Below are 25025 nucleotides of genomic sequence, written 5' to 3'. Positions count from 1 at the left end.
CTCACATCCTGAAGACGCCGAAGTTCATGGCGCCTTCGATGGGTCGGGTGGCGATGGCGGAGAGGCAGAGGCCGAGCACGGTCCTGGTGTCGCGCGGGTCGATGACCCCGTCGTCGTAGCCGAGGCCGGAGAGGAACATCGGCAGCGACTGCTCCTCGACCATCCCCTCGACCATCTCCTTGACGCCCTTGAACCCCTCGGCATCGAAGACCTCGCCCTTCTTCTCGGCCGACTCGCGCGCGACGATCTCCATCACCCCGGCGAGCTGCGCCGGCCCCATCACCGCGGACTTCGCGGAAGGCCAGGTGAAGAGGAAGCGAGGGTCGTACGCGCGCCCGTTCATGCCGTAGTTCCCGGCGCCGTAGCTCGCGCCCATGATCACGGTCAGGTGCGGGACGGTGGAGTTGGAGACGGCGTTGATCATCAGCGCGCCGTGCTTGATGATGCCGCCCTGCTCGTACTCCGTGCCGACCATGTAGCCGGTGGTGTTGTGCAGGAACAGCAGCGGGGTGTCCTTCTGGTTGGCGAGCTGGATGAACTGCGCCGCCTTCTGGGCCTCCTCCGACATCAGTACGCCGCGCGCGTTGGCGAGGATGCCGATCTCGTAGCCGTGCAGCCGGGCCCAGCCGACGCAGAGGCTCGATCCGTAGAGGGGCTTGAACTCGTCGAACGGCACCTCGTTGTCGGGGCCGGTCCCGTCGACGATCCGCAGGATCGCCTCGCGCGGGTCGAACGGCTCCTTGAGGTCGGTCGGGATCAGGTCGAGCAGGCCGTCGGGGTCGAGCTCGGGCTCGTAGGACGCCTTCGGGAGCGGGCCACGCTTGCGCCAGTTGAGCCGGGCCACGACCCGGCGGGCCTGACGGATGGCGTCGTGCTCGTCGACGGCGAGGAAGTCGGAGGAGCCGGAGATGCGGGAGTGCATCTCGGCGCCGCCCAGCGACTCGTCGTCGGTGTCCTCTCCGGTCGCCATCTTCACCAGCGGCGGTCCGGCCAGGAAGACCTTCGCGCCCTCCTTGACCATGATCACGTAGTCGCTCATGCCGGGGACGTACGCACCGCCGGCCGTGGAGTTGCCGAAGACCACCGAGATGGTGGGCTGCTTGCGGGCGGAGGCTCTGGTGAGGTCGCGGAAGCCTTTGCCGCCGGGGATGAAGATGTCCTTCTGCGTGGGCAGGTCGGCGCCGCCGGACTCGGTCAGGTTGATCGTCGGGAGACCGTTCTTCTCGGCGATCTCGGCCGCCCGGAAGGAGCGCTTGAGGGAGTAGGGGTTGAGCGCCCCGCCCTTCACCGTCGGGTCGTTGGCGACGATCATGCACTCGACGCCCTCGACCACACCGATGCCGGTGATGATCGAGCCACCGACCGGGAAGTCGCTGCCCCAGCCGATCAGCGGCTGGGTCTCCAGGAACGGGCTGCCCTCGTCCAGGAGCAGCTCGATCCGCTCGCGGGCGAGGAGCTTGCCGCGGGCCTTGTGGCGGGCGACGTACTTCTCCCCGCCGCCGGCCGCCGCCTTGGCGTGCTCGGCGTCCAGGGCCTCGATCTTCTCGAGGAGGGCCTCTCTGTTTCCGCTCATCGGTCCAGTCCCAACAGCTTGGCGGCCAGGTCCGTCATCACTTCGGTGGCTCCTCCTCCGATCGGCAGGATCCGGGCGTCGCGGTAGTGCCGCTCGACCTCGGTCCCGTGCATGTATCCCGTCCCGCCGTGGAGCTGGACGGCCTGGTCGACGACCCAGGTGCAGGCCTCGACCGCTGTCTGCTTGGCCAGCGCCGCCTCGGCGATCGTCTGTTGCGTCGAGCCTTCACGGTCGTAACGGGCGACGACCGCGTGCGTGTAGGCCTTGGCGACCTCGACCTGCCGGTGCATCTCGACCAGCTTGTGGCGTACGACCTGACGCTTGATCAGCGGCTCACCGAACGTCGCGCGCTGGCGCGCGTAGTCGGCGGTGAGGGCCAGGCAGCGGGCGGCGGTGCCGTAGCCCTGCACGGCCAGCGCGATCCGCTCGGTCACGAACGCCTCGGCGATGTAGACGAAGCCGGCGTTCTCCTCGCCGACGAGGTTGGCGGCAGGGACGCGTACGTCCTCGAAGGCGAGCTCCGCCGTGTCGGAGCACTTCCAGCCCATCTTCTCGAGCTTGCGGGTGACCGTGAAGCCGGGGGTGTCCTTGTCGATCACGAGCAGGCTGATGCCGCCGGCGCCCTTCCCGCCGGTGCGGACGGCGGTGGTGACGAAGTCGGCGCGTACGCCGCTGGTGATGAACGTCTTCGCACCGTTGACGACGAGCTCGTCGCCGTCGCGGGTTGCGGTCGTGCGGAGGTGTGCGACGTCGGACCCGCCGTCGGGCTCGGTGATCGCGAGACTGCCGATCTTCTCGCCGGCCAGGGTCGGTTTCACGTATCGGTCGATGAGGTCGTCCGAGCCGTGCCTGGCGATGTGCGGCAGCGCGATCCCGTGGGTGAACAGGCCCGCGAGCAGGCCGGACGAGGCGCCTTCGGACATCAGCCCCTCGGTCACCGCGACCGTGTCGGCCAGCCCGCCGCCCTCGCCCCCGGCCTCTTCGGGGAAGCCGATCCCGAGCAGACCCTGCTTGGCGGCGGCCCGGTGGAGCTCGCGCGGGATCTCCTGGTCGTCCTCCCACGCCTGGAGATCGGGGAAGACCTCGCGACGGGCGAACTCAGCGCCCAGATCGAACAGGTCGTTGCTCACAGGAGCTCCTCCGGGATGAGTTCATCAGGTACGGCGACAAATCGGCTCCTGGCCCACTCGCCCAGGCCCTTCGCCTGCGGGTCGAACCTCGTCGAGGCCGCCACTCCTTCGCCGAGGAGGTCGTGGATGACGATGTTCACGCCGCGCAGGTGCGGCAGCGGGGTGATGTCGATGGCGAGATCCTCGGTCTCGGGCAGCAGCTGCTTGACCCACTTCGGGGTGACGCTCTCCAGCAGCCACTCGACGGCCGCCTCCGGGCGTCCCTGTGGCACCCAGAGCCCGAGGTTGGCGTCCCCGCCCTTGTCCCCGGACCGCGCGTACACCAGCTCTCCCAGCGCTCGCCGAGACGTCGCCCCGGTCGGCCGAGACGTCACTCCGGTCGAGCGAGACGTCACTTCGGTCGGTCGAGACGTCACTCCGGTCGACACGCCTGACGCTTCGGCCGACGTACCTGACGCCTCGGCCGACGCGCGTGACGTCTCGGCCGACGTACCTGACGCCTCGGCCGACGCGCGTGACGTCTCGGCCGACGTACGTGACGCCTCGGCGTAGGCGAGGGGGGACGGAACCTCGTAGGTCGACCCGTCGGGGAGATGGACGGTCTCGGCGGCGCGGTCGCGCCGGACGTACGCAGCCTTGTAGATGCCGAACGGAGACGGCCGTCCCGGGGGCGCGGTGACGTGGAAGCCCGGGTAGGAGGCGAGCGCCAGCTCGATGGCCGGAGCGGTCAGCGCGCGCCCGACGGCGTCGGCGTCCGCCGCCCTGGCGGAGAGCCGCAGGATGCAGGCGGCTCCCTCCTCGGTCGGCGAGTCGGGCGCGGGGATGCGGTAGGTCGACCAGGTGTAGTCGGGACCGATCGGGAGCTCGGCGTCGAGCTGGTCGCGCAGCCAGGCGGCCTTGGCGTCGATATCGGGCCCGGTGAGGACGAACTCGGCGGAGTTGCGGTAGCCACCGAGCGAGTTGACCGCGACCTTGAGGGTCGCCGGCGGCGGAGTGCCGGTCACGCCCGTGATCGCGACCCGGTCGATCCCGACCTCCTCCAGACCGATCGAGGTGAGGTCGGTGGTTACGTCGGGACCGAGGTAGAGCGGCCCCTGGATCTCGTAGAGCAGCTGGGCGGTGACCGTGTCGACGGTGACCGTGCCGCCGGTCTCGTCCTGCTTGGTGATGATCGAGGAGCCGTCCACGGCGATCTCGGCGACCGGGAAGCCCAGCGGGCGCGCCCGCGCCTGCGGCGACATGGTCAGGAAGCCGGAGAAGTTGCCGCCGGTGGCCTGGGTGCCGCACTCGATCACGTGCCCGGCGACCACGGCGCCGGCGAGCTCGTCGTAGGAGTCGCGCTTCCACCCGTGGTGGGCGATCGCCGGCCCGACGACGACGCTCGCGTCGGTCACCCGGCCGGTGACGACGATGTCGGCACCGGCATCGAGCGCGTGCGCGATCCCGAAGGCACCGAGATAGGCGTTGGCGGTCAGGGCGTCGGGGTGGGAGTCGAGGCGACCGCGGAGGTCGTCGCCGTCGACGTAGGCCACCTTGGCGCGGGTGCCGAGCGCTTCGATGGCGGCAGCGAGCCCGGCGGGGTTGAGACCGCCGGCGTTGGAGACGATCTTGACGTCTCGCTGCAGGGCGAGGTCGAGGCTGTCGGCGACCTGACGCAGGAAGGTCTTGGCGTAGCCCGTCGTCGGGTCCTTGAGCGTGTCCTTGCCGAGGATGAGCATGGTGAGCTCGGCGAGGTAGTCGCCGGTGAGCACGTCGAGCCGGCCGCCCTCGAGCATGTCGTGCATCGCCGAGAACCGGTCACCGTAGAAGCCGGAGCAGTTGCCGATCGTGATCATCGCGCGTCCCCTTCCGGGGCCCGTCCGGACCCGGCGGGTCCGGCGAACGCCTGGGCGATGCTCAGCCACTTCTCGGCGTCGTCCCCGGTGGCCTCGAGCGCGGTGTCGTCGCGGTGGATGCGCTGGGTGACGAGGCGGGCGAAGTCGTACGCCGGGCCGCGGACGCTCTGTGCCGCGTCCTCGGGCCCCCACTCCCAGATCTCACCCGAGGGGGCGGTCAGCTGGACCCGGAAGGGCACGCTCGGCGGGGTCAGGCCGTGGACGCCGTAGGAGAAGTCGCGGGTGCGGGTGCCGAGGTGGCAGACGTGCTTGATGCGGTCGCTGGGCTCGTAGGTGTGGCCCAGCGCTTCACGTACGTCCAGCCCGTGGGCCCAGGTCTCCATGAACCGCGCGGTCGCCATCGAGGCCGGTGACATCGGCGGCCCGAACCAGGGCAGCTTCTGCCCGTCCGGGACGTTCGCGAGCGCCCCGGCGAGCTCGCCGCGTACGCCGTCCCAGTGCTGCAACAGCTCCGTCGCCGGCATCGTGGCCAGCGCCAGCGCGGCCTCGTCGACGTAGCCCTCGGGGTTCTTGAGCCCCTCGGTCACCAGCTCGTCCCAGGCGGTCGCGTCACCGGCCACCCACTCGGTCGCGGCGATCGCGGCCTCGTCGGTCCAGGCCAGGTGGGCGATCTGGGCGGCGACGTCCCAGCCCGCGGCGGGCGTCGGCTCGCGCCAGCCCGCCTCGCTCAGCCCCGCCACCACCTGGCGCAGCTCGAACCCCTCCATGGAGAGGTCCTCGAGAAGTTGATCCAGCAGACTCATCGCAGCTCTCTTTCCAGAACCTCGGCCCAGTGATCGAGGATCCGCTCGCGTCGGGCGGCGTCGTCGGTAATCGTGTCAGCCAGAGCCAGGCCGCGGACCAGATCGAGCGTGGCCTGCACGAGCTCGCGCACCCCCGGCTTCTTCTCGTCCACGTCGAGCAGCTCGACCGTGGCCCGGTGGAGCTCCCGGCCGATGCGCTGCTCGAGCGGACCCACCGCCGCGGCCAGCTGCTCGTCGGTGCGGGCGGCGACCCAGAGCTCCAGGGCCGCGGCGAAGACCGGCGAGGTGACCTGCTCGGCGAGCATGGCGAGCACGTGCCGCGTACGCTGCCCGCCCTCCGGAAGCGCGCCGGCAGCCTCCTTCAGCGCCTCGCCACGGGCCTCGGTGATGTGCTCGACCGCCGCCACGACCAGGTCGTTCTTGGCCGGGAAGTGGTGCAGCTGCGCCCCTCGGGAGACCCCGGCACGCTGGGAGACGAGGGTGGTCGTGGTGCCGGCGAAGCCACGCTCGGCCAGCAGCTCGACGGTGGCGTCGAGGAGGCGGGCCCGCATCGCGCGGGTGCGCTGTTCCTGGGGTACGCGGGTGGCCTGGCTCACAGGAACGCACTCTGCCGCGCCAGAAACAAACAGTCAACCCTGACTGTATTTTTCTGAGACGACGTCCCGACAGCCGGAAGCCGAACGTCCGGAACCACCCCTAACGTCGGCCACATGGCTATCGCACGCACACCACACTGGGTCATCGACTGCCCCGACCCGGCAGCCCTGGCCACCTTCTACGCCCAGCTCCTGGACTGGGAGACCAAGGTCGACGACGACGGCACCTGGGCCGAGGCCTGGGGCAAGGGCGGCGCCCTCAACTTCCAGGGTGTCGAGGACTACCGCGCTCCGAAGTGGCCGTCGCAGGACGTCCCTCAGCAGACCCATCTCGACGTCTTCGTCGACGACCTCGACACCGCCGAGGCGGCCACCATCGCCCTCGGTGCCACCAAGCACGAGGTCCAGCCCGGCAAGACCTTCCGCGTCTTCCTCGACCCCGCCGGCCACCCGTTCTGCCTCTGCCAGGCCTGAGGCCGAGGCGTCACCCGCGTCGGCCGAGACGTCACGTACGCGGATCGAGTCGGCACCAACATGCCAACTCGATCCGCGGGAGTGACGCCTCGGCCGACGTACCTGACGCCTCGGCTCGCTATTCGACGCGAGCCACCATGGGCAGCCGACCGCGGGTGGTGACCGCGACGACGAGCGCGATCAGCAGGGGCAGCCCGACGACCACGATGCCGACGAGCTCCCACGGGATCTCGAGGTAGTGCGCGGCGACGCTGTCGCGTTCCGGCCAGCCCTCGGTGGTGATCGGATAGCTGATCGCGATCCCGGGAACGAACCCGATCAGCGCGCCGGGGACCGCCCCGAGGAGCGTCACGACCAGGGCGTACGAGGCAGCGACCCCGCGTCGCGTACGCGTCCTGGCACCGACCGCCGACAGGGTCGCCAGGTCGGGGCGGGCGTCGTTGAGCGCCAGGTGCGTCGCGGTCAGCGCGCCGCCGATCATCAGCACGGCACCCAGGGTGACCAGGAGCAGCCAGACGATCACGGCGGTGTCCGTCTCCTGGTAGCCGCGCTCGATCAGGATCGTCGTGGGGAACTGCCCCGCGGCCAGGGCCTCGTCGAGGTCCGTCTCGGCATCGGCGCCGAGCCGGGCGTTCTCGACGTAGAGGCCCAGGACCTGCGCTTCGACACCGAGCTTCTGCATCATCGCCGGCGTCACGACCGCGTACGCCGGCGCGGCCCGCTCACCGACGTCGAGGTAGGTCGCCGGCACCTCGACGGTGACGGCGTCGCGATCCGTCTGCTCCTTCTCGGACCACTCCTTGATGACCAGGCGCGCGGACTGCTGCGACGAGGTCAGCTCGCCGTCGGTGGTGAACACCACCGCACCGGAGGACCGCAGGGTCTCGGTGGCCGCAGCGGCGTCGGGCTCGGAGAGCGACCGCGCCACGGCTGGCGGGAGGGTGCCGTCGGCGTCGGCGACGACGAGGTCCCCGAACTCGCCGATGGTGGTGTCGAGCGGGATCGCCCCACCATCACCGGTCTCCACGACGACGTACCGTCCGTCGTCGTCGGGTGTCGCGCCGACGGTGAGTGCCGCGTTCGCGCCCGGGATGGCCTTCTCCACCTGCGCGGCGACGCTCTCCCACCGCGCTCGCGTCTCGTCCGGGTCGACGTCCCCCTCGGTGGCGCCGTGTCGCGGATGCACCACGGCGTCGCCGATCGTGAACGAGGGCAGATAGCTCTCCTGATTCTGCTCCTGATCGCTGCTGAACGCGATCCCGAGCGTGACCACACCGACCACCGTCACCGCGATCGCACCGGCAGCGGGCACCGTCCGGGTGCGATGCCGGTCGGCGTCGCGGGTCGCGAACCGGATCACCAACGGCAGCCGGGCACTGAACCGCGCGGCGGCGGAGACGAGGGCGGGGAGGATGAACAGCACCCCGGCGACACAGAGCAGTACGCCGAGAGCGATCGGGATCCCGCTGAGCGCGTTCCGGGTGCCGAACGCCGCCGATGCGACTCCGGCGACCACCAGCGCGAGACCGATGATCGGCGAGCGCCGCGAGGGCAGGCTCTCGGACCGCCGCCCGGACAGTACGCCGACGACGTTCTGCCGCGAGGCGATCCAGGCCGGCACGATCGCCGCGCAGATCGCGGCCGCGAAGCCGATGACGGCGACGGCGAGGACCTGGAGCCACGGCACCTCGAACGGGCCGAACCAGGCCGAGACCTGATCCTGGGCCAACGGCTGGAGCAGCCGCGCCAGCCCGATCCCGAGAACGGCGCCGACGACGGCCGCGACCGCACCGATGACGATCGCCATCCCGAGCAGGACGCGCCGGGACTGTCGAGCAGTGCCTCCCGAGGCCGCGATCAGGGCCAGGTCGCGCGCCTGGCGCCGGGCCGCGACCGCGAACGCCGGTCCGGCCAGCAGGACCACCTCGAGGATCACCATGACCACGATGAGGACGAGGACCACGAGCTCGGACGCGTCCGGGGCGCCCAGGGGCGGACGAAGCTCCTTGTCGGCCGCGCGCGCCGCCGCCGGCGGGTCCATGACGACCGAGCGCGAGAGCACGAAGGCACCCGCCGCGTTCAGCTCCTCGATGTCGGACCAGGTCACCGGTCCACCGCCGACCAGCCAGGTCGAACGCTCGCTGCTGTAGTCCACCGGCAGGTCCTGACCGGCGATGAAGGGGTCGTTGCGTACGTTCGCGGACTCGACGATCCCGACGACCTTGCGCGTCTCGTCGGTGTCGCCGTTCGGGATCAGCAGCTCCTCACCGAGGCCCGGGCCACGGAACGCGAGGTCGGAGTTGACCACGACCTCGTCCGGACTCTGCGGTAGCCGGCCGTCGGTCAGCCGGACCAGCCCGGCGGCGAGCGGGTCGTTCAGATCGGTCTGCAGGCCGCTCGCCCAGGTGACCCCCTTGTCGGTGCGTACGTCGAAGGTCCGGTCCACCGCCGAGAGCAGCGGGCGGTCCCCGATGACGGCCTTGACCCCGGCCGCGTCGAGCGGGTCGGCGTCGGACTCGTCGAGCCATTCGGACGCGTTCTCGGGGTCGATGCCCTGCCGCACGGAAGCGGCGCCCTGGACGTCGATGCTCGCAGCGGCCTCGGTGCCGAGCCGGCGGTCGAGACCTTCCACGGTGTCGACGTCATAGGTCCGGTACGTCACCGCGACCGCGGTCACGCCCGCCACCGGCAGCGCGATCATCAAGATGACCAGCAGGCTGCGCCACTTCGCCCGCCGGGCCTCGCGTTGCCCGAGGCGGAGGGCGAGCCGCCAGCCCGCGAGGCCGCCGCTCATGCCTCCACCTCGTCCACGAGCACCGTGCCCGGCGTCTCGCCGGCCTCGTCCACGACGAGCCCGTCACGCACGTAGATCACCCGGTCGGCCCAGCTGGCGTAGCGCGGCTCGTGGGTGACGAGCACCCCGGCCGCACCCGCGTCGCAGCGCGCCCGGATCAGCTTGAGGATGTCCTCGCCGGTCTCGGTGTCGAGGGCGCCGGTCGGCTCGTCGGCCAGGATCAGGCGGCGATCGCCGACGATCGCCCGGGCGATCGCGATCCGCTGCCGCTGCCCGCCGGACATCTCGTCGGGGAACCGGTCGGCGAAGCCGTCGAGCCCGACCTCCTCGAGCGCCGTCCGCGCCGCGTCCCGCGACGGACGGCGGCCGGCACCGTCGAGCTCCAACGGCAGCGCGACGTTCTCGGCGGCGGTCAGCGCCGGGATCAGGTTGAAGTCCTGGAAGACATAGCCGATCGACGTACGCCGCAGCCTGGCACGCCCGCTGACCCCGGCCTCGTCGAGGTCCTGGCCGTCGACGGTCACAGACCCCGAGGTCGGTGAGTCGAGGCCGCCGGCGATGGTCAGCAGCGACGACTTCCCGGAGCCGCTCGGCCCCATGATGGCGACCAGCTCACCGGCGTACGCCGCGAGGCTGACGCCACGCAGGGCGTGCACCTCGGCGGCGCCGGTGCCGTGGACGCGACTCACGTCGGTGAGCCGGAGAACGGGTTCACTCATCGGTGGACTCCTTGGTCGAAGTGGTGCCCGGCTTGACGGGCGTGGCGTGGGTACGGCGGCTCAGCCGCTCGCGGGCGTCGGCGAGCCAGCGGTTCTGGTCGTGGCTGAGGCGGCGCAGGTCGTGGGCGAGGGCGGCGTTCATCGGTCCGCTCCGTCGACAGGGTCCGGGGCGGTGCTCGACGCGGCCGCCCGGCGGAGCCGGGCCTCGCAGTGGTCGAGCCAGCGGATCTCGGCCTCGGCCGCGAAGATCAGGCGATCGAGGACCAGCCCGCCGGCGAGGTCCTCACCGGCTCCGGACCGCGACTGGCGGCGGTATCCCTGGAGCGCCTGCATCGTCGCGTTGCGCTGCTGCTGGACGACCTTGCCGACATCCACGCTCGGCACCGCGACCGCGACCGCGAGCTTGATCGCGAGCTCGTCGCGCTGCGGCTGCGTACGCTCCACCGGGGTGTCGAACCACCCCTTCACCTCGACCTTCCCGGCCTCCGTGAGCTGGTAGAGGGACCGTCCCTCCGCGTCGGTCCCTCCGGCCTCGACGAGGCCGTCACGCTCGAGCCGGGACAGAGTCGTATAGACCTGCCCGACGTTCAGCGGCCAGCTGGCGCCGGTGCGCTGCTCGAACTCGGCGCGCAGCTCGTAGCCGTAGCGCGGCTTCTCCAGCAGCGCCAGCAGTGCGTGTTTCACGGACACTCGATCACCTCCCTTGGTTACTTACTGAGTATGTATATACCGAGTATGTATCCCATCGCAAGCCGCTCCGAAATACGGGCGACGGCACCGGCGGCCACCTGAGAGACTTCTGCCCGCTGGGTTCGGGCCGGCGGTCCTGCGTTCCCGTGAAACTCCTCCGGGTCGCTCCCACTCCCGAAGGAGTCGAAGTGTCACCTCGTAGACGCGTCGTCGCCCTGACCGCGACCGCGCTTGCCCTCAGCGGGCTCAGCGTCATCCCGATGGCCCCGCCCGCCTCCGCCGAACCCGACCCGGTCGCGACCTACAAGGACCGCGCCGGCGTCCCTCTGACCGTGCATCGCGCCACCGACGGCACCGCCGACTTCATCGGCTCCAAGACCGAGGCCATCGACCCGCTCGGCGTCGCCGTCAAGCCCGCCAAGGCAGCCAGGACCCACCTCGACCGCGCCGCCGAGGCGCTGGGCACCGAGAAGACGGACCTGCGCGAGACGACGACCGAGAAGGCCGTCGGCGGCGGGTCGGTGACCAGGTTCGAGCAGTACGTCGCGGGCCTCCCGGTCCTCGGCGGCGAGGTCGTCGTCGGGCTGGACAAGGACCGCGGCCTCACCTCGGCGGCCACCAACCTCTCCGACGCCACGGTCGGCGAGGTCACCGCGCCGGACGAGTCCGTGCGCGCGAAGGCCGAAGCGGCGGCCGAGGCGGTGGTCGCGAAGGCCCACCACGGAGCCACCGGCCTCACCGTGAACGACGAGGGCGCCTGGCTCTACGACGACGACCTGGTCGCCGGACCGGAGCTCGGCGAGACCAGCGTCTTCCGGTTCTCGGTGACCAACGGCTCGACCATCCGCGAGACCGTGCTCGCCCACGCCGGCAGCGGCCGCGTACTCATGCACGTCAACGAGATCGCCCATGCCAACCGCCGGATCTGCGACAACGCCAACGTCCGCGCCGCGGCGAACGGCTGCGCCGACACGAGCCTGACGGTCAAGCGACGCGAGGGCGATGCGCCCTCCGGGCTCGCCGACGTCGACACGGCGTACGACCTGCTCGGTGCGACCTCCGACCTCTACGCCTCCCTCGGGCTGGACCTGACCGAGGAGATCGGCTGGTCCAGCGGTGCCACCGGCAAGGCGGTCACCGCGACGACCCGCTACTGCGAGCCGACGGAGCCCGGCTACACGCCGCCGTGCCCGATGGACAACGCCTTCTGGAACGGCCAGCAGATCTACCTCGGCCAGGGCCTGGTGGTCGACGACATCGTCGGTCACGAGCTGACCCACGGCGTGATCGAGCACAGCTCGAACCTCTTCTACTGGTACGAGTCGGGCGCCATCAACGAGTCGATGGCCGACATCATGGGCGAGATCGTCGACCACCGCTACGCGACTCCCGGCGACTCCCCCACCGACTGGCGCGTCGGCGAGGACTCCTCGTTCGGCGCGATCCGCGATCTCGCCGACCCGACGACGCACGACCAGCCCGACCGGATGACCAGCTCGCTGTGGGACGCCGACGACCTCACCTACTACGCCGACGGCGGCGGGGTGCACACCAACAGCGGCGTCGGGAACAAGACGGCGTACCTCATCTCCCAGGGCGGCACCTTCAACGGCCGCTCGATCACCGGCATCGACGCCGGTGACCCGACCCTGCAGAAGACCGCGACGCTCTACCTCTACACGATCCAGCACCTCGTCTCCGGAAGCCAGTACGCCGACCTGCGCCGTACGCTGTCCAGCGGCTGCTCCGCGCTGGTGGCCGCCGGCACCGCCGGCTTCACCGCTGACGACTGCACCCAGGTCACCCTCGCCACCGACGCGACCGAGCTGGCCAAGTCGCCCACCAAGGCGGGCGCGACCCGGCCCGCGGAGGCGCCGAACACCTGCCCCGCGGGCAGCACCGGGAAGGCCGCGATGACCACCCCGTCGCGCACCCGCGGCGGCCTGTGGCACCAGGCGCCCGACGCCGCGCAGGGCATCCCCGCCAACGACCGCGACGGCAACGGCTCGGAGTTCGGCATGAACCCCGATCCCAAGGCCTATGGCGACCCGACCGTCAGCGGCCTGACGACGGCTGGCGTCAAGGTGCCGACAGGCAAGCGGACCTATCTGCGGTTCAGCCACTGGTATCTCTTCGAGTGGTACACCGGCAGCGACCCCGCGTACCCGGCGCCGGAGTACTACGACGGGGGCGAGGCCCGTCTGCTGGTCAACGGCGTCGCCACCGCGATCCCGGCCTCGGCCTGGGTGAACGGGCCCAAGCAGAAGCTGCTCCTCAACAGCCCCACCAAGCCGCTGACCGGCTTCGGTGGCGACTCCAACGGCTGGATGAGCTCCCGCGTCGACCTGTCCGCGTTCGCTGGGAAGACGGTCCAGTTCCAGTGGCTCGTCCGTGGCGACAACGAAGGTTCCTTCGTCGGCTGGTTCATCGACGAGCTCGAGCTCTACACCTGCAACCCGCTGACCGTCGCCAGCACCGCGCCGCCCACGATCAGCGGCACCGCGCGGGTCGGCTACACCCTGACCGCGACGAAGGGCTCCTGGAGCCCGACCGCCACGACGGTGAAGTACCAGTGGCTGCGCAACGGCGCCGCCATCTCGGGCGCCACGGCGTCGACGTACAAGCTCACCGGGGCCGACTACACCAAGGAGATCCGGGTCCGGGTGACGGCGTACGCCTCGTCCTGGCCCGCCGCCAACCCAGGGGTCCGGGCGAGCGCCGCGACCGCGAAGATCGCGGCCGGCTATCTCACCGCGGCCACGCCGACCATCGGCGGCACCCGCAGGGTCGGCTACCTGCTCACCGCCTATCCAGGCAGCTGGAAGCCGTCGGGGATCACGTTCTCCTACCAGTGGCTGCGCAACGGCGTCGCGATCTCGGGGGCCACCGGGAAGTCGTACCGGCTTCGGTCCGTCGACCGCGGTGACCGCATCCGTGTCCGGGTGACCGGCCGCAAGACCGGCTACCACACCAAGACGGCGACGTCGGCGGCGACCAGCACCATCCGCTGACCCGACCCAACCCGACCTGACCCGGCGGTGGCGCTCAGCCGTCACCGTCGGGTCGGCCGGGATGCAGCAGCAGGTCGACCTCGTCGATGACCACGTCGGTGACGACACCAGCGGCGAGACCGTCGATCCGGATGCCCCCGATGGCGGCCTCGAGGCCGTCGGGCCCGGTCAGCCGCCATGCCGGACGGGCTCGGACCGCCTCGGCGACCCGTCGCTCCAGCGCCGTGTGCAGGACCGCACGCGGGTCGATGTAGGCGGCGCCGACCCGTGGCGGGTCGACGTCGACGGAGAAGGTCACGAGGACGCGTACGTCCTGGGCGTCGCCGGTCCGGGTCCGGACCACGACCGCGATCTCGATCTGCCCGGTCGGCCACTCGAGCACCTCGTGGAAGCCCGGGACCGCCAGCGTCATCGAGTCGGACGCGATCCGGACGATCCGCCGGTGCCTGGTCACCACCAGGCACTCACCACGGGGCGCCCGACGTACCAACGAGGCCGCCACGAGGACGACCGCGATCGCCGCGATCACCAGAACCGTCGCCATCTCCCCCATGGCTTCGAGTCTTCTCGGCCCAGGCACCAATTCGAATGGGCGCTGCCACCCATTCGTCCCGGTTGCGTACGTCAGTCAGCGGCCTGCGCCCACGGGCTGATCCTGACCTCGGCCCCGTCGAGGATGTCGAGATCGCGCCGCCCGTCGGTCACCGCGACACCGAGCGTCATCGGCGTGCTGCCGGGCAGCGCGGTCACGAGCAGCTCGGTCGTGACGTCCGGGTCATTCGCGGTGGACATCGCCTGCCAGTCGATCACCGCCATCACCGACCGTCCTGGAGGGACGACGACGCGCTCGGGCACCATCGACGGTTCGTAGGGCTTGACCGTCACCTCGGTCTGCCGAGCACCGGCAGCATTCAGGAACTCGACGACGGGCACGCCCTCGATCGCGCAGGCGTGACGGCCGAGGATGCGGGCCCGGAGCCACGCCTGCCGCGATCCCAGCGCCGCATCCTGGCCACCGAAGGTGACCTCGAGGTCCGATGGTCGACAGGGCGGCGCTCCCGGGTCGGCGGGCCAGGGCGCGGCATCGCCGAACGGTGGCATCGTCGTCGGCCCCGGGGTCTTTCCGCCGACCCAGCCCTCGACCTTGCCGCCGCGCGTCCCTTCGACCGCGTACGCCAGCGGCTGCCCCGACCGCACGGGAAAGCCGTGATAGCCGGTGAGCCACCGGCTGACGTCGTCGATCAGGCGATCGCCCTCAGCGGCCTCGACCAGGACGATCAGCGGTTCGTACGGAGCGGCCAGCTGCGCCGAGGTCACCGACGGCCGCTCGGCGGCAGCCACCACGAGCCCCACCGCCGCCGGGTCGGGCACCTCGTTCGACCGGTACCACGCCTTGCCGCCGTGGAGATCCACCGGCCGCTGCCGCTCGCGAGCCACCGTGGCGAGCCCGACCAGCCGGTCCTGCGGCGCCTCGACGTCGGCCCTGGCAGGACGGCCCGTCTGCTGGTCGGCGACAGTCGACGACACCCACGTCGCCCCTGCCTCGCGCAGCGCGACGGCATCAGCGATCGCATCACCGATGCCGTCACCGCGGTCCAGACCACGCTCGCCCACCGTGACCCTGATCTGGCCCAGCGAGAACGAGACCCTGGCCCGGTCCGCCTCCGCCTCGGGCGCAAGACGGGTCATCTCGGGGCGCACCAGCCGGAGCACTTCCTGGCTCGCCGCGGCCGCCTCGGCCCCGGACAGATCCTCCTCCAGGGTCACCTCGACGCTGACCGAGTGCTCCACGCGGTCGGCCTCCCCGAAGTCCTCTCCTGGGATGCGCCTGGACTCGTCGACGGCCAGCACCTCGCGTACGCCGGGGACGGACCGCCACTCGTCGGAGAGATCGAGGAGCTTCGACAGCGACTCCGGCGTCCGCGTCCCGGCCGCTGACACGACGGGACGGGCCCAGAGCATCGCGACCGCGCTCCCGATCACGACCAGCAGGACGAGCCCGACGACCACGATCCCCACCCAGAGCTCGCGCCTCCGCGTGCTGCCCGGCATCGCCACGTACGTCCTCCTCGAGAGCTTCGGAAGGCACACGCTCGCACAGGACAGGGTCGGACAGCCCCGCAAATAGAGAACCGGCACGGTTCCTTCACAGGATCCGTGCCGGTTCACCACATCGCTGTGGAGACAGGTCAGGCCGGGAAGCCTTCACCCTTCGCCGCGAGGTCGCGGAGGTACTGCGTCGGGCGGAACCGCTCACCGTACGTCTCGGCGAGCTCGTCGGCCCGGGCCAGGAAGGCGTCGATGCCGATCGAGCCGTCGGCGGCCTCGTAGCCGGTGATGAACTGGGCCGCACCACCGGTCTGCGGCGGGAAGCCGATGCCGAAGATGGAGCCGATGTTGGTGTGCGCGGCGGAGGTGATGACGCCCTCCTCGAAGCACTTCGCCGTCTCCAGGGCCTCGATGAAGAGCATCCGCTCCTCGGCGTCCCGGATCGGGATCTGCTTCTCGGCCACCGGGAACACGCTGCCGAGGTCGGCCCAGATCGAGCCTCGCTTGCCGTCGGTGTAGTCGTAGAAGCCGGCGCCCTTGAGCTTGCCGGAGCGACCCGCCTCGATGAGCGGGTTGAGCACCTTCTCCGTGGTGGTCAGCTCCTCGATGCCGGCAGCCTCCCGGGTCGTACGAGCGATCTTGACCATGAGCTCGTGGTTGAGCTCGTCGGCGATCTGCAGCGGCCCGACCGGGAAGCCGGCCTGGGTCGCGGCGCGCTCGAGCGAGTAGGGCGCGAAGCCCTCGGCGAGCAGCTCCAGACCCTCCTGGATCTGGGTGCCGATGACGCGCGAGGTGTAGAAGCCGCGGCTGTCGTTGACCACGATCGGGGTCTTCTTGATCTGCTGGACCACGTCGTACGCCTTGGCCAGCGCGACATCGTTGGTCTCGGCGCCGCGGATGATCTCGACCAGCGGCATCTTGTCGACGGGCGAGAAGAAGTGCAGGCCGATGAAGTCGGCCGGGCGGTCGATCCCCTTGGCGAGCTCGGTGATCGGCAGGGTCGAGGTGTTGGAGCAGAGCACCGCGTCCTCGTTGACGAACGGGGCGATCTCGCTGAAGACCTTCTGCTTCAGCGCGACGTCCTCGAAGACCGCCTCGACGACCACGTCGACGCCGGCGAAGTCCTCCGGCGCGACCGTCGCGGTGATCCGGTTGAGGATCTCGTCGGCCTTCTCCTGGGTCAGCTTGCCACGCGAGACCGCCTTCTCGTTGAGCTTGGCGGTGTACGCCTTCCCCTTCTCCGCCGACTCGATGGCGACGTCCTTGAGAACGACCTCGGCACCGGCCCGGGCGAAGGAGTACGCGATGCCCGCACCCATCATCCCGGCACCGAGCACACCCACCTTGGTGGCCTTGAACTTCTCGACGCCGTCGGGGCGCAGCGTGCCGGCGCCGATGGCACCGAGGTCGAAGAAGAACGCCTGGATCATGTTCTTCGACTGCTGGCCGGTGACCAGCGAGACGAAGTAGCGCGACTCGATCCGGGTGGCGGTCTCGAAGTCGACCATCGCGCCCTCGACCGCGGCCGACAGGATCGCCTTCGGCGCACGCATGTCGGACTGCTTGAGCTGCTTGCGCAGGATCGGCGGGAACGCGGGCAGGAAGCCGGCGAGCGCCGGCGAGGTCGGCTTGCCACCGGGCATCTTGTAGCCGGGCTTGTCCCACGGCTGCGCGATCTCGTCGGGGTTGGCCTTGATCCACGCCTTCGCGGCGGGCACGAGCTCATCGGGGGAGGAGACCAGCTCGTGGATCAGACCCTTCTCGAGGGCGGCGGCGGGCTTGAACTTCGTGCCCTGACCCAGGACGTCCATCAGCCCGGTCATGATGCCGAGGAGGCGTACGACGCGGGTGACGCCACCGCCGCCCGGGAGCAGGCCGAGGGAGACCTCGGGCAGGCCGATGTCGTAGCGGGCGTCCAGGGCGATGCGGTGCTGCGCGGCCAGCGCGATCTCCAGTCCGCCACCGAGCGCGGCGCCGTTGATCGCCGCGACGACCGGCTTGGGGAAGGTCTCCAGCTTGCGGAGGGTCGCCTTGATCGACTCGACCTCCTCGAAGACCTGGGCGGCGTTCTCCGGCCGCACCTGGATCATGTTCTTGAGATCGCCACCGGCGAAGAAGGTCTTCTTCGCGGAGGCGATCACGACGCCGGTGACGTCGTCTCCCTCGGCGTACAGCTTCTCGACGGCCTCCGCCATCGAGGTCTTGTACAGCTCGTTCATGGTGTTGGCCGACTGGTTCGGGTCGTCCAGGGTGAGGACGACGATGCCGTCGGCGTCCTTGTCGTAGCGGACCGCGGTCTCGCTCATCTGTGCTTCCTAACGTCTGGGCCGGCTCGGGCCGGGATGTTCGTCTAGGTATGCAGGGAAGTCGTCACTTCCCACGTGGAACTCCGCCAGGGATGTGGATGTTCGGCTGCATACCTAGCCGAACATCCACCCGGCTCAGACCAGCTCGACGATCGTCGCGATACCCATGCCGCCACCGACGCACAGCGTGGCGAGACCGCGCTGCTTGCCCTGACGCTCGAGCTCGTCGACCAGGGTGCCGAGGATGATGGCACCGGTCGCGCCCAGCGGGTGACCCATGGCGATCGCGCCGCCGTTGACGTTGGTGACCGACTCGTCGATGCCCATGTCCTTCATGAACCGCATCGCGACCGCGGCGAACGCCTCGTTGATCTCGAACAGATCGATGTCGTCGACGGTGAGACCGGCCTTGGCCAGCGCCTTGCGCGAGGCCGGGGCGGGGCCGGTGAGCATGATCGTCGGGTCGGCGCCGGAGACGGCGGCCGAGATGATCCGGGCACGCGGGGTGAGCCCGTTGGCCTTGCCGGCCTCCTCGGAGCCGATCAGCATCAGCGCCGAGCCGTCGACGATGCCGGAGGAGTTTCCGGCGTGGTGGACGTGGTCGATCTTCTCGACCCAGTGGTACTTGGCCAGCGCGACGTCGTCGAAGCCGGCCTCCTGGCCCTGCTGGAGGAAGGACGGCTTGAGGCCGGCCAGCGTCTCGGCGGTGGTGCCGGGGCGGATCAGCTCGTCGTGGTCGAGCACGGTCAGACCGGTCTGGTCGACGACCGGGATCACGGCGTCCTTGAAGTAGCCGTTCTCCCAGGCGGCGGCCGCGCGCGCGTGGGACTGCGCGGCGTAGCGGTCGACGTCCGCGCGGCTGAAGCCCTCGAGCGTCGCGATCAGGTCGGCGCCGATGCCCTGCGGGACGAAGCCGGTCTTGAGCGCGGTGTCGGGGTCCTGCGCCCAGGCGCCGCCGTCGCTGCCCATCGGCGCCTTGCTCATCGACTCGACGCCACCGGCGAGGATGAGGTCCTCGAACCCGCCGCGTACGCGGGAGGCGGCCTGGTTCACGGCCTCGAGGCCGGAGGCGCAGAAACGGTTGAGCTGCACACCTGCGGTCGTCTCGGGGAGACCGGCCTTGATGGCGGCGGTCTTGGCGATGTCACCGCCCTGCTCGCCGACAGGGGTGACGACACCGAGGACGACGTCGTCGATCCGCTCGGGGTCGAGGTTGGGGTTCCGCTTGCGCGCCTCGTCGATCAGGCCGACCACCAGGTCGATCGGCTTGACCTCGTGGAGCGCTCCGGTCTTCTTACCCTTCCCGCGCGGCGTGCGCAGGTGGTCATAGATGAATGCTTCAGCCATGCGCCGATTGTGACACTAAAACTGTCACAGTCAACAGGGTGTTGCCCAAAGGTTCACGACAGATTGCGGGAAATCGTCCGGTTCACCGCGTCCTGGAAGCTCACCACGATGGCCTCGGTGGTCAGCTGGCGCAGCCGCGGGAGCACCTCCTCGAGGTGGGCGGCCTCCTCCGCGGTGTGGTGGGTCCGCTTGAACGGGTCGATCACCTGGTCGCGAAGGATCGTGTTGAGCTCGGCGGCGAGGTCGGCCATGAGGCGTGAGGTCGCTGCGTACGCCGCGGCCAGCGCGTCCCGGGGCAGCCCCAGCGCGATCAGCTCACGGCCGATCCTGGCCTGGATGTCGTCGGTCGGCTCGGTGGCCCAGGACGTGATCATGGCGCGCTGCATCGCCAGATCCTCCCGGGTGGTCTCGGCCGGGAGCCTGGCCAGATAGCGCTCGATCGCCTGCAGGGTGAACCCGTGCTCCTGGAGCGCGGTGACCATGTCGAGGCGGGCGCGGTGCTCGGGGCCGTAGTAGGCGATCCGGCCGCGCCTGATCGCGGGCGGGATCAGCCCGAGGCTCGCGTAGTAGCGCGTCGTCCGCACCGACACCCCGGTGACGGTCGACAGCTCGTCGATCGTCATCAGCTCATCGGTCGTCTCGGTCATAGCCAGGGACCGTAGACCAAAGTGTTGCTACTTCGCCAGTGTTACTGTCACAGTTGCTCCGTCGGTGTCTTGCGTCACAGTCGTGAGCCCGATGAGATCGAACCTCGACCAAGGAGTGTCATGCCCGAGAAGCCCACCATCTACGAGGCCGAGCACGAAGATTTCCGCGCCACCGCGAAGGCCTTCTTCGAGAAGGAGGTCGCGCCCTTCCATGACCAGTGGGAGAAGGACGGCATCGTCCCCCGCGAGCTGTGGAAGAAGGCCGGCGACACCGGGCTGCTCTGCTTCGACGTCGAGGAGGAGTACGGCGGCCCCGGCATCAAGGACTTCCGGTTCAACTCGGTCCTCCACGAGGAGATGGCGAAGATCGGCGCCAGCGGGCCCGGCTTCTTCGTCCACACCGACATCATCGTCCCCTACATCTCCCACCTCGGCACGCCCGAGCAGAAGGCGCGCTGGCTGCCGGGCTGTGTGTCCGGCGACATCATCACCGCCGTCGCGATGACCGAGCCGGGCGCGGGTTCGGATCTCCAGGGCGTACGCACCACCGCGGTGGACAAGGGGGACCACTACCTCCTCAACGGCTCGAAGACGTTCATCTCCAACGGCATCAACGCCGACCTCGTCATCGTGGTCGCCAAGACCAACCCCGAGGCCGGTGCCCACGGCATCTCGCTGCTCGTGGTCGAGCGCGGGATGGAGGGCTTCGAGCGCGGCCGCAACCTCGACAAGGTCGGCATGAAGGCGCAGGACACCGCCGAGCTCTCCTTCACCGACGTGGTCGTGCCCAAGGAGAACCTGCTCGGCGAGGAGGGCTCCGGCTTCATCTCGCTGATGACCCTGCTGCCGCAGGAGCGCATCTCGGTCGCCTCGATCGCCGTCGCCGCGGTCGAGCAGGTCCTCGAGCTCTCCCTCGACTACGCCCGCAACCGCGAGGCCTTCGGCCGCCCCATCGGCCGCTTCCAGAACACCGCGTTCACCCTCGCCGAGATGGCCACCGAGGCCTACCTCGCCCGGCTGTTCCTCAACGACGCCGTCACCCAGCTCAACGCCGGCACCGCCGACACCGTCCTGGCCTCGATGGCGAAGTGGTGGACCACCGAGCTGCAGAAGAAGTTCGTCGACCAGGGCGTCCAGATCCACGGCGGCTACGGCTACATGATGGAATACCCGATCGCGAAGGCGTTCATCGACAGCCGCATCCAGACGATCTACGGCGGCACCACCGAGGTGCAGAAGCTGATCATCAGCCGCCACCTGGGGCTGTAGCCCGGCGGTCCCCGTCGGTCGAGCCGCGAGCGCCAGCGAGCGTCTCCGGCGGCTCGACCAGCGGCGCCGGGGACGGCTCGACCAGCGGTGCCGGCTAGGACAGCTCTTGGCTGCGTACGTAGGCGGCGCGGGTGGCCTCGAGGAAGGCCGCCCGCAGGCCGTTCTGCTCGAGCGCACCGAGGGCCGCGGCGGTGGTGCCGCCCGGGGAGGTGACCTGCTCGCGGAGGACCGCCGGATGGGTGCCGCTCTCGAGCAGCTTGGCGGATCCGGAGAGCGTCTGGATGACCAGCGTGGTCGCGTCGTCCCTGGTCAGACCCAGGTGGACGCCCGCCTCGATCCAGGCCTCGGCGATCAGGAAGACGTACGCCGGGCCGGAGCCGCTGATCGCGGTGACCGCGTCGATCTGCGACTCGGGGACCGTGACGACCTTGCCGACGGCACCCATCAGGTCGGCCGCGGTGGCGACCGCCTCCGGGGTCGCCTTGGCCCCGCCCGCGACCGCGGACATGCCGGCGCCGACCAGGGCCGGGGTGTTGGGCATCACCCGCACGACGGAGACGCCGTCCGGGACCGCGGGCTCCATCGCCGAGGTCGGCACACCGGCGGCCAGGGAGATCACCGTGGTCCCCTCGCGCAGGGCCGACGCGACCGACTCCAGCACCGGCACCACGCCGTAGGGCTTCACGGCCAGCACCACCACATCGGCCTCGGCCGCTGCCTCGGCGGCCGGCAGCGTACGGATGCCGTGCTTCTCCCGGAGCGCCGCCGCCTGCTCCTCGCGCGCCTCCACGACGATGACGCCCTCCGGGGCGTGACCGGCCTCGAGAAGTCCGGCGAGGACAGCCCCGCCCATGTTGCCTGCACCGATGATCGCGATGGTCATGGCTGCAGTCTCTCAACTCCCACGCTTCACCGTCTCCGACGGGTGAGGTACGGGTTACGTACGGGAGCGGCAGTGCCATCGGCTCCCCTAGCGTTCCGAGCGGTTGACGAGCAGCCCCGGGGGGACTTCAGAAGACCACGACCACGCCACGAAGGACTCCGATGCACAAGTTCCGTTACCGCTCCATTCTGGTCGCAGCCGCCATCGCGACCACCATGCTGATCAGTCCTACCTCGGCCACGGCCGCGGGCGAGGGCTACGTAGACGCCGACCCGGGAGGGCAGAACGACTGGGGCGACGAGGGGCCGTTCGGCCCCGGCACCTACTCGACCGCGGACGCGGTCGGCCTCTGGCAGACCGTTCTGTACTTCGACGGCAGGCTCGATTCCGCTGACGTCGACTGTGTCTTCGGCCCACGCACGGTGGCGGCCACGCGTGCGTGGAACAACACCGTCTTCGGGGCGGGCGGACAGGCTTCCTACGACAACGCGATGCGAGCAGGCCTCGCCTGGGCGGACAACTACCTGACCCCGGCGGGCACCTGGGCCAACAACTCCGAGTACGAGCTGATGAGGTACAAGAGCCCCGCCACGATCTCACCGGGCCGGAGCGACAAGATCCGCATCCTCCGGCACAAGTCGGACCACGGGCTGTACCGATTCATGGACGGTGCGACCGGAAGCTCGGTGGCCGCGCGCTACACCTCAGGCGCCTCCGCCAGCCGCTGCGGCTGACAGCCGGAAGGTCTCGCGCCGATTCCACCCCCGAGCGACCCAAGCAACTGCTAGGTTTCGATACCCGCACCCGTAAGTCGCCGCTGGTCACCGGGAGGCCACATGCGCTTCAGACGTACGTCCTTGCTTGCTGTGGTCGCCCTCGCGGCGACGGTCGCGATGGTGGGTCCGCCCGCTGCGGGAGGCGAGGTGGAGCGTCGGCTCCCCTCGCCGGAGTCGGAGGTCAACGTGACCGGTGAGCCGTTCACCGGCACCGCCCCTGACGGCACGGTTCGGGGGCTGATCGACGCTCACAGCCACATGTTCATGCAGGACGGGATCGGTGGGGCGGCGGTCTGCGGGAAGGTCTTCTCGGAGGCCGGGATCGCGGACGCGCTGAAGGACTGCCCCTCCCACGGGATCGCCGGGGAGACCGCGCTCCTGGAGAACCTGACCCGCTCGGGCAGCCCGCTCGGGTTCCACGACACGACCGGCTGGCCGTCGTTCGCCGACTGGCCGGCCTACGACTCGCTGACCCACCAGCAGATGTACTACCGCTGGGTCGAGCGCTCCTGGCGTGCCGGGCAGCGGATCATGGTCGTGAACCTGACCAGCAACAAGGCGTTGTGCGCGATCAACCCGGGCACCCACCAGTCCTGCGACGAGATGACCGCGGTGCCGAGGCAGGCCCGGGATGCGTACGACACCCAGGCCTTCATCGACGCGCAGTACGGCGGCGCGGGGCGGGGCTGGTACCGGATCGTCACCGATGCCGGCCAGGCGCGCGAGGTGATCGAGGACGGCAAGCTCGCCGTCGTGCTCGGGGTGGAGACCTCCGAACCGTTCGGCTGCTCCCAGAAGCTCCGGCTGGCCATGTGCACACGCGCCAACATCGACGCCGGGCTCGATGAGCTGAAGTCGCTCGGGGTCTCCTCGATGTTCCTGTGCCACAAGTTCGACAACGCGTTGTGCGGGGTCCGCTACGACGAGGGCGCGACCGGGCTGCTGATCAACGCCGGCCAGTTCCTCACCACCGGCACGTTCTGGACCCCCAAGGCCTGCGACCCCGGCCAGCCGCACGACAACAACCCGCGCCTGGTCGACCGGCCCGCCGAGCTCGACTGGCTGCCGCAGCCGCCGATCTACCCCGCGGGCACCGTCTGCAATCCTTACGGCCTCTCCGCCCTCGGCGAATACGCGCTGCGCGGGCTGATCAAGCGCGGCATGATGGTCGAGGTCGACCACATGAGCGCCAAGGCCGCCGGCCGGGCCCTCGACATCCTCGAGGAGACCGACTACCCGGGGGTGCTCGCCAGCCACTCCTGGATGGACGAGCGCTACCTCGACCGGCTCTACGCCCTCGGTGGCTTCTCGACGATCTACGGGCACAGCACCGACCAGTTCCTGGCGGAGTACGCCCGCACCGCCCCCGTCCGCGACCGCTACGGCGCGGGCATCGGGTTCGGCTTCGACATGAACGGCTTCGGCGGCACGCCCGGGCCGGCGAAGACGCGGGTCACCTACCCGTTCCGCAGCTTCGACGGCGGCTCGCTCATCGATCGTCAGGTCACCGGCCAGCGGATCTGGGACTACAACACCGACGGCGTCGCCCACTACGGGATGGTCCCCGACTACCTCGAGGACCTCCGCCTCACCGGCGGTCAGGACGTCATCGACGACATCGTCCGCGGCCCGGAGACCTACCTGCGTACGTGGGCAGGGGCGCAGGCCGCCGCCGGCTGACTCGGCGCTGGTGCGGTTCAGTCGTCGCTTCTCGAACGTCGCAGCCAACCGCCGCCGTACAGCGCCCAGAGGATGAGCACGGGCTGGAAGAACAGCCGGACCAACCGCTTGGTGTCGGTGTCGAGACCGAAGGCGTCGACGCCCTCCACGTACTGCCCGATGTTGCCGGGGAAGACCGCCACGAAGAAGGCGGCGAGCAGCGCCCCGATGAGCCGGCGCCTTCCCGGCAGCAGGAGGAAGGCCAGCCCCAGCCCGATCTCGACGACGCCCGAGGCGAGCACCGTCAGATCCTCGTCGACGGGGAACCAGCCCGGCACCTGTGCTCGGAACTCTTGGCGTTGGGCGGTCAGGTGCGCCACCCCGGCGCCCACCATCGCCGCACCCAGCAGGAGGCGCGCGACCGTGCGCGCGATCGAGGTCATCGCATCACTCTAGGAGAACGC

Annotated in this window: 21 protein-coding genes; 5 read left to right on the top strand and 16 right to left on the bottom strand. The window is 70.2% G+C overall.

Annotated features, from left to right (window positions below; genetic code table 11):
* Position 1 precedes the first annotated feature (1 nt).
* From ACZ6WN_RS02085 to ACZ6WN_RS02065, 5 genes are read right to left on the bottom strand one after another with little or no spacing between them, the layout of a single operon-like run.
* A complete protein-coding gene (locus ACZ6WN_RS02085) occupies positions 2 to 1573 on the bottom strand; it encodes an acyl-CoA carboxylase subunit beta (protein WP_465862381.1) in 1572 nt (523 codons plus the stop codon).
* Positions 1570 to 2703: an acyl-CoA dehydrogenase family protein gene (locus ACZ6WN_RS02080; protein ID WP_465862379.1), complete on the bottom strand. Its 1134-nt coding sequence runs from the start codon at positions 2701 to 2703 to the stop codon at positions 1570 to 1572. The genes ACZ6WN_RS02085 and ACZ6WN_RS02080 overlap by 4 nt, the downstream gene beginning before the upstream one ends.
* A complete protein-coding gene (locus tag ACZ6WN_RS02075; RefSeq protein ID WP_465862377.1) occupies positions 2700 to 4538 on the bottom strand; it encodes an acyclic terpene utilization AtuA family protein in 1839 nt (612 codons plus the stop codon). Before ACZ6WN_RS02075 ends, ACZ6WN_RS02080 begins: the two co-directional genes overlap by 4 nt.
* Positions 4535 to 5341: a TIGR03084 family metal-binding protein gene (locus ACZ6WN_RS02070; protein WP_465862376.1), complete on the bottom strand. Its 807-nt coding sequence runs from the start codon at positions 5339 to 5341 to the stop codon at positions 4535 to 4537. The genes ACZ6WN_RS02075 and ACZ6WN_RS02070 overlap by 4 nt, the downstream gene beginning before the upstream one ends.
* A complete protein-coding gene (locus ACZ6WN_RS02065; RefSeq protein WP_465862375.1) occupies positions 5338 to 5937 on the bottom strand; it encodes a TetR/AcrR family transcriptional regulator in 600 nt (199 codons plus the stop codon). The genes ACZ6WN_RS02070 and ACZ6WN_RS02065 overlap by 4 nt, the downstream gene beginning before the upstream one ends.
* Positions 5938 to 6051: 114 nt before the next feature.
* On the opposite strand from ACZ6WN_RS02065, the gene ACZ6WN_RS02060 reads away from it, so the two are divergent.
* Positions 6052 to 6411 (top strand): VOC family protein, encoded by a 360-nt coding sequence (locus ACZ6WN_RS02060; RefSeq protein ID WP_465862374.1) that lies wholly within the window; start codon positions 6052 to 6054, stop codon positions 6409 to 6411.
* Between the two features lie 118 nt (positions 6412 to 6529).
* Here the strand turns inward: ACZ6WN_RS02060 and ACZ6WN_RS02055 are convergent, their stop codons facing one another.
* From ACZ6WN_RS02055 to ACZ6WN_RS02040, 4 genes are read right to left on the bottom strand one after another with little or no spacing between them, the layout of a single operon-like run.
* Positions 6530 to 9205 (bottom strand): FtsX-like permease family protein, encoded by a 2676-nt coding sequence (locus tag ACZ6WN_RS02055; RefSeq protein ID WP_465862372.1) that lies wholly within the window; start codon positions 9203 to 9205, stop codon positions 6530 to 6532.
* Positions 9202 to 9924, bottom strand: a complete 723-nt coding sequence (locus ACZ6WN_RS02050) for an ABC transporter ATP-binding protein (protein WP_465862371.1) — start codon at positions 9922 to 9924, stop codon at positions 9202 to 9204. Before ACZ6WN_RS02050 ends, ACZ6WN_RS02055 begins: the two co-directional genes overlap by 4 nt.
* On the bottom strand, positions 9917 to 10066 hold the full coding sequence (locus tag ACZ6WN_RS02045; protein ID WP_357337057.1) for a hypothetical protein: 150 nt from the start codon (positions 10064 to 10066) through the stop codon (positions 9917 to 9919). The genes ACZ6WN_RS02050 and ACZ6WN_RS02045 overlap by 8 nt, the downstream gene beginning before the upstream one ends.
* Entirely contained in the window at positions 10063 to 10608 is a 546-nt protein-coding gene (locus tag ACZ6WN_RS02040; protein WP_465862369.1) for a PadR family transcriptional regulator, read from the bottom strand. Before ACZ6WN_RS02040 ends, ACZ6WN_RS02045 begins: the two co-directional genes overlap by 4 nt.
* Before the next feature lie 194 nt (positions 10609 to 10802).
* Here ACZ6WN_RS02040 and ACZ6WN_RS02035 point away from each other — a divergent pair, with 194 nt between their 5' ends.
* Positions 10803 to 13625, top strand: coding sequence for a M4 family metallopeptidase (locus tag ACZ6WN_RS02035; RefSeq protein WP_465862368.1), 2823 nt, complete (start codon positions 10803 to 10805; stop codon positions 13623 to 13625).
* Between the two features lie 34 nt (positions 13626 to 13659).
* Here ACZ6WN_RS02035 and ACZ6WN_RS02030 read toward each other — a convergent pair whose 3' ends face one another.
* The 5 genes from ACZ6WN_RS02030 to ACZ6WN_RS02010 all read right to left on the bottom strand — a co-directional run bounded on the left by ACZ6WN_RS02030 (position 13660) and on the right by ACZ6WN_RS02010 (position 19974).
* Positions 13660 to 14178 (bottom strand): SPFH domain-containing protein, encoded by a 519-nt coding sequence (locus ACZ6WN_RS02030; protein WP_465862367.1) that lies wholly within the window; start codon positions 14176 to 14178, stop codon positions 13660 to 13662.
* Between the two features lie 71 nt (positions 14179 to 14249).
* On the bottom strand, positions 14250 to 15677 hold the full coding sequence (locus tag ACZ6WN_RS02025) for a DUF4232 domain-containing protein (RefSeq protein ID WP_465863507.1): 1428 nt from the start codon (positions 15675 to 15677) through the stop codon (positions 14250 to 14252).
* Positions 15678 to 15814: 137 nt separating this feature from the next.
* Positions 15815 to 17980: a 3-hydroxyacyl-CoA dehydrogenase NAD-binding domain-containing protein gene (locus ACZ6WN_RS02020; protein ID WP_465862366.1), complete on the bottom strand. Its 2166-nt coding sequence runs from the start codon at positions 17978 to 17980 to the stop codon at positions 15815 to 15817.
* 135 nt (positions 17981 to 18115) lie between these two features.
* Positions 18116 to 19327 carry an acetyl-CoA C-acetyltransferase gene (locus ACZ6WN_RS02015; protein WP_091043431.1) on the bottom strand — a complete coding sequence of 404 codons (1212 nt, stop codon included), beginning with the start codon at positions 19325 to 19327 and terminating at the stop codon, positions 18116 to 18118.
* 53 nt (positions 19328 to 19380) lie between these two features.
* Positions 19381 to 19974, bottom strand: a complete 594-nt coding sequence (locus ACZ6WN_RS02010) for a MerR family transcriptional regulator (protein ID WP_465862364.1) — start codon at positions 19972 to 19974, stop codon at positions 19381 to 19383.
* 120 nt (positions 19975 to 20094) lie between these two features.
* Between ACZ6WN_RS02010 and ACZ6WN_RS02005 the strand changes: the two genes are divergently transcribed.
* Entirely contained in the window at positions 20095 to 21243 is a 1149-nt protein-coding gene (locus tag ACZ6WN_RS02005; RefSeq protein ID WP_465862362.1) for an acyl-CoA dehydrogenase family protein, read from the top strand.
* 94 nt (positions 21244 to 21337) lie between these two features.
* Here ACZ6WN_RS02005 and proC read toward each other — a convergent pair whose 3' ends face one another.
* On the bottom strand, positions 21338 to 22126 hold the full coding sequence (proC, locus tag ACZ6WN_RS02000) for a pyrroline-5-carboxylate reductase (RefSeq protein ID WP_465862361.1): 789 nt from the start codon (positions 22124 to 22126) through the stop codon (positions 21338 to 21340).
* 161 nt (positions 22127 to 22287) lie between these two features.
* Between proC and ACZ6WN_RS01995 the strand changes: the two genes are divergently transcribed.
* Positions 22288 to 22860, top strand: coding sequence for a hypothetical protein (locus ACZ6WN_RS01995; protein ID WP_465862360.1), 573 nt, complete (start codon positions 22288 to 22290; stop codon positions 22858 to 22860).
* A 102-nt stretch (positions 22861 to 22962) separates the two neighbouring features.
* A complete protein-coding gene (locus ACZ6WN_RS01990; protein ID WP_465862358.1) occupies positions 22963 to 24582 on the top strand; it encodes a Coagulation factor 5/8 type domain-containing protein in 1620 nt (539 codons plus the stop codon).
* Positions 24583 to 24599: 17 nt separating this feature from the next.
* Here ACZ6WN_RS01990 and ACZ6WN_RS01985 read toward each other — a convergent pair whose 3' ends face one another.
* Complete coding sequence (locus ACZ6WN_RS01985; RefSeq protein WP_465862357.1) at positions 24600 to 25004, bottom strand: DoxX family protein; 405 nt, start codon at positions 25002 to 25004, stop codon at positions 24600 to 24602.
* Positions 25005 to 25025 lie beyond the last annotated feature (21 nt).

The organism is Nocardioides sp. NPDC054178 (assembly GCF_055585005.1).
Note: the sequence above shows the minus strand (reverse complement) of the source record. Positions and strands in the feature narration are given on the sequence as shown.

What these genes read in the sequence shown, in the direction of transcription:
- ACZ6WN_RS02085 (WP_465862381.1), bottom strand. Translation starts at nt 1,573, where the DNA reads ATGAGCGGAAACAGAGAGGCCCTCCTCGAGAAGATCGAGGCCCTGGAC.
- ACZ6WN_RS02075 (WP_465862377.1), bottom strand. Translation starts at nt 4,538, where the DNA reads ATGATCACGATCGGCAACTGCTCCGGCTTCTACGGTGACCGGTTCTCG.
- ACZ6WN_RS02070 (WP_465862376.1), bottom strand. Translation starts at nt 5,341, where the DNA reads ATGAGTCTGCTGGATCAACTTCTCGAGGACCTCTCCATGGAGGGGTTC.
- ACZ6WN_RS02060 (WP_465862374.1), top strand. Translation starts at nt 6,052, where the DNA reads ATGGCTATCGCACGCACACCACACTGGGTCATCGACTGCCCCGACCCG.
- ACZ6WN_RS02055 (WP_465862372.1), bottom strand. Translation starts at nt 9,205, where the DNA reads ATGAGCGGCGGCCTCGCGGGCTGGCGGCTCGCCCTCCGCCTCGGGCAA.
- ACZ6WN_RS02050 (WP_465862371.1), bottom strand. Translation starts at nt 9,924, where the DNA reads ATGAGTGAACCCGTTCTCCGGCTCACCGACGTGAGTCGCGTCCACGGC.
- ACZ6WN_RS02045 (WP_357337057.1), bottom strand. Translation starts at nt 10,066, where the DNA reads ATGAACGCCGCCCTCGCCCACGACCTGCGCCGCCTCAGCCACGACCAG.
- ACZ6WN_RS02030 (WP_465862367.1), bottom strand. Translation starts at nt 14,178, where the DNA reads ATGGGGGAGATGGCGACGGTTCTGGTGATCGCGGCGATCGCGGTCGTC.
- ACZ6WN_RS02025 (WP_465863507.1), bottom strand. Translation starts at nt 15,677, where the DNA reads ATGCCGGGCAGCACGCGGAGGCGCGAGCTCTGGGTGGGGATCGTGGTC.
- ACZ6WN_RS02020 (WP_465862366.1), bottom strand. Translation starts at nt 17,980, where the DNA reads ATGAGCGAGACCGCGGTCCGCTACGACAAGGACGCCGACGGCATCGTC.
- ACZ6WN_RS02015 (WP_091043431.1), bottom strand. Translation starts at nt 19,327, where the DNA reads ATGGCTGAAGCATTCATCTATGACCACCTGCGCACGCCGCGCGGGAAG.
- ACZ6WN_RS02010 (WP_465862364.1), bottom strand. Translation starts at nt 19,974, where the DNA reads ATGACCGAGACGACCGATGAGCTGATGACGATCGACGAGCTGTCGACC.
- ACZ6WN_RS02005 (WP_465862362.1), top strand. Translation starts at nt 20,095, where the DNA reads ATGCCCGAGAAGCCCACCATCTACGAGGCCGAGCACGAAGATTTCCGC.
- proC (WP_465862361.1), bottom strand. Translation starts at nt 22,126, where the DNA reads ATGACCATCGCGATCATCGGTGCAGGCAACATGGGCGGGGCTGTCCTC.
- ACZ6WN_RS01995 (WP_465862360.1), top strand. Translation starts at nt 22,288, where the DNA reads ATGCACAAGTTCCGTTACCGCTCCATTCTGGTCGCAGCCGCCATCGCG.
- ACZ6WN_RS01990 (WP_465862358.1), top strand. Translation starts at nt 22,963, where the DNA reads ATGCGCTTCAGACGTACGTCCTTGCTTGCTGTGGTCGCCCTCGCGGCG.
- ACZ6WN_RS01985 (WP_465862357.1), bottom strand. Translation starts at nt 25,004, where the DNA reads ATGACCTCGATCGCGCGCACGGTCGCGCGCCTCCTGCTGGGTGCGGCG.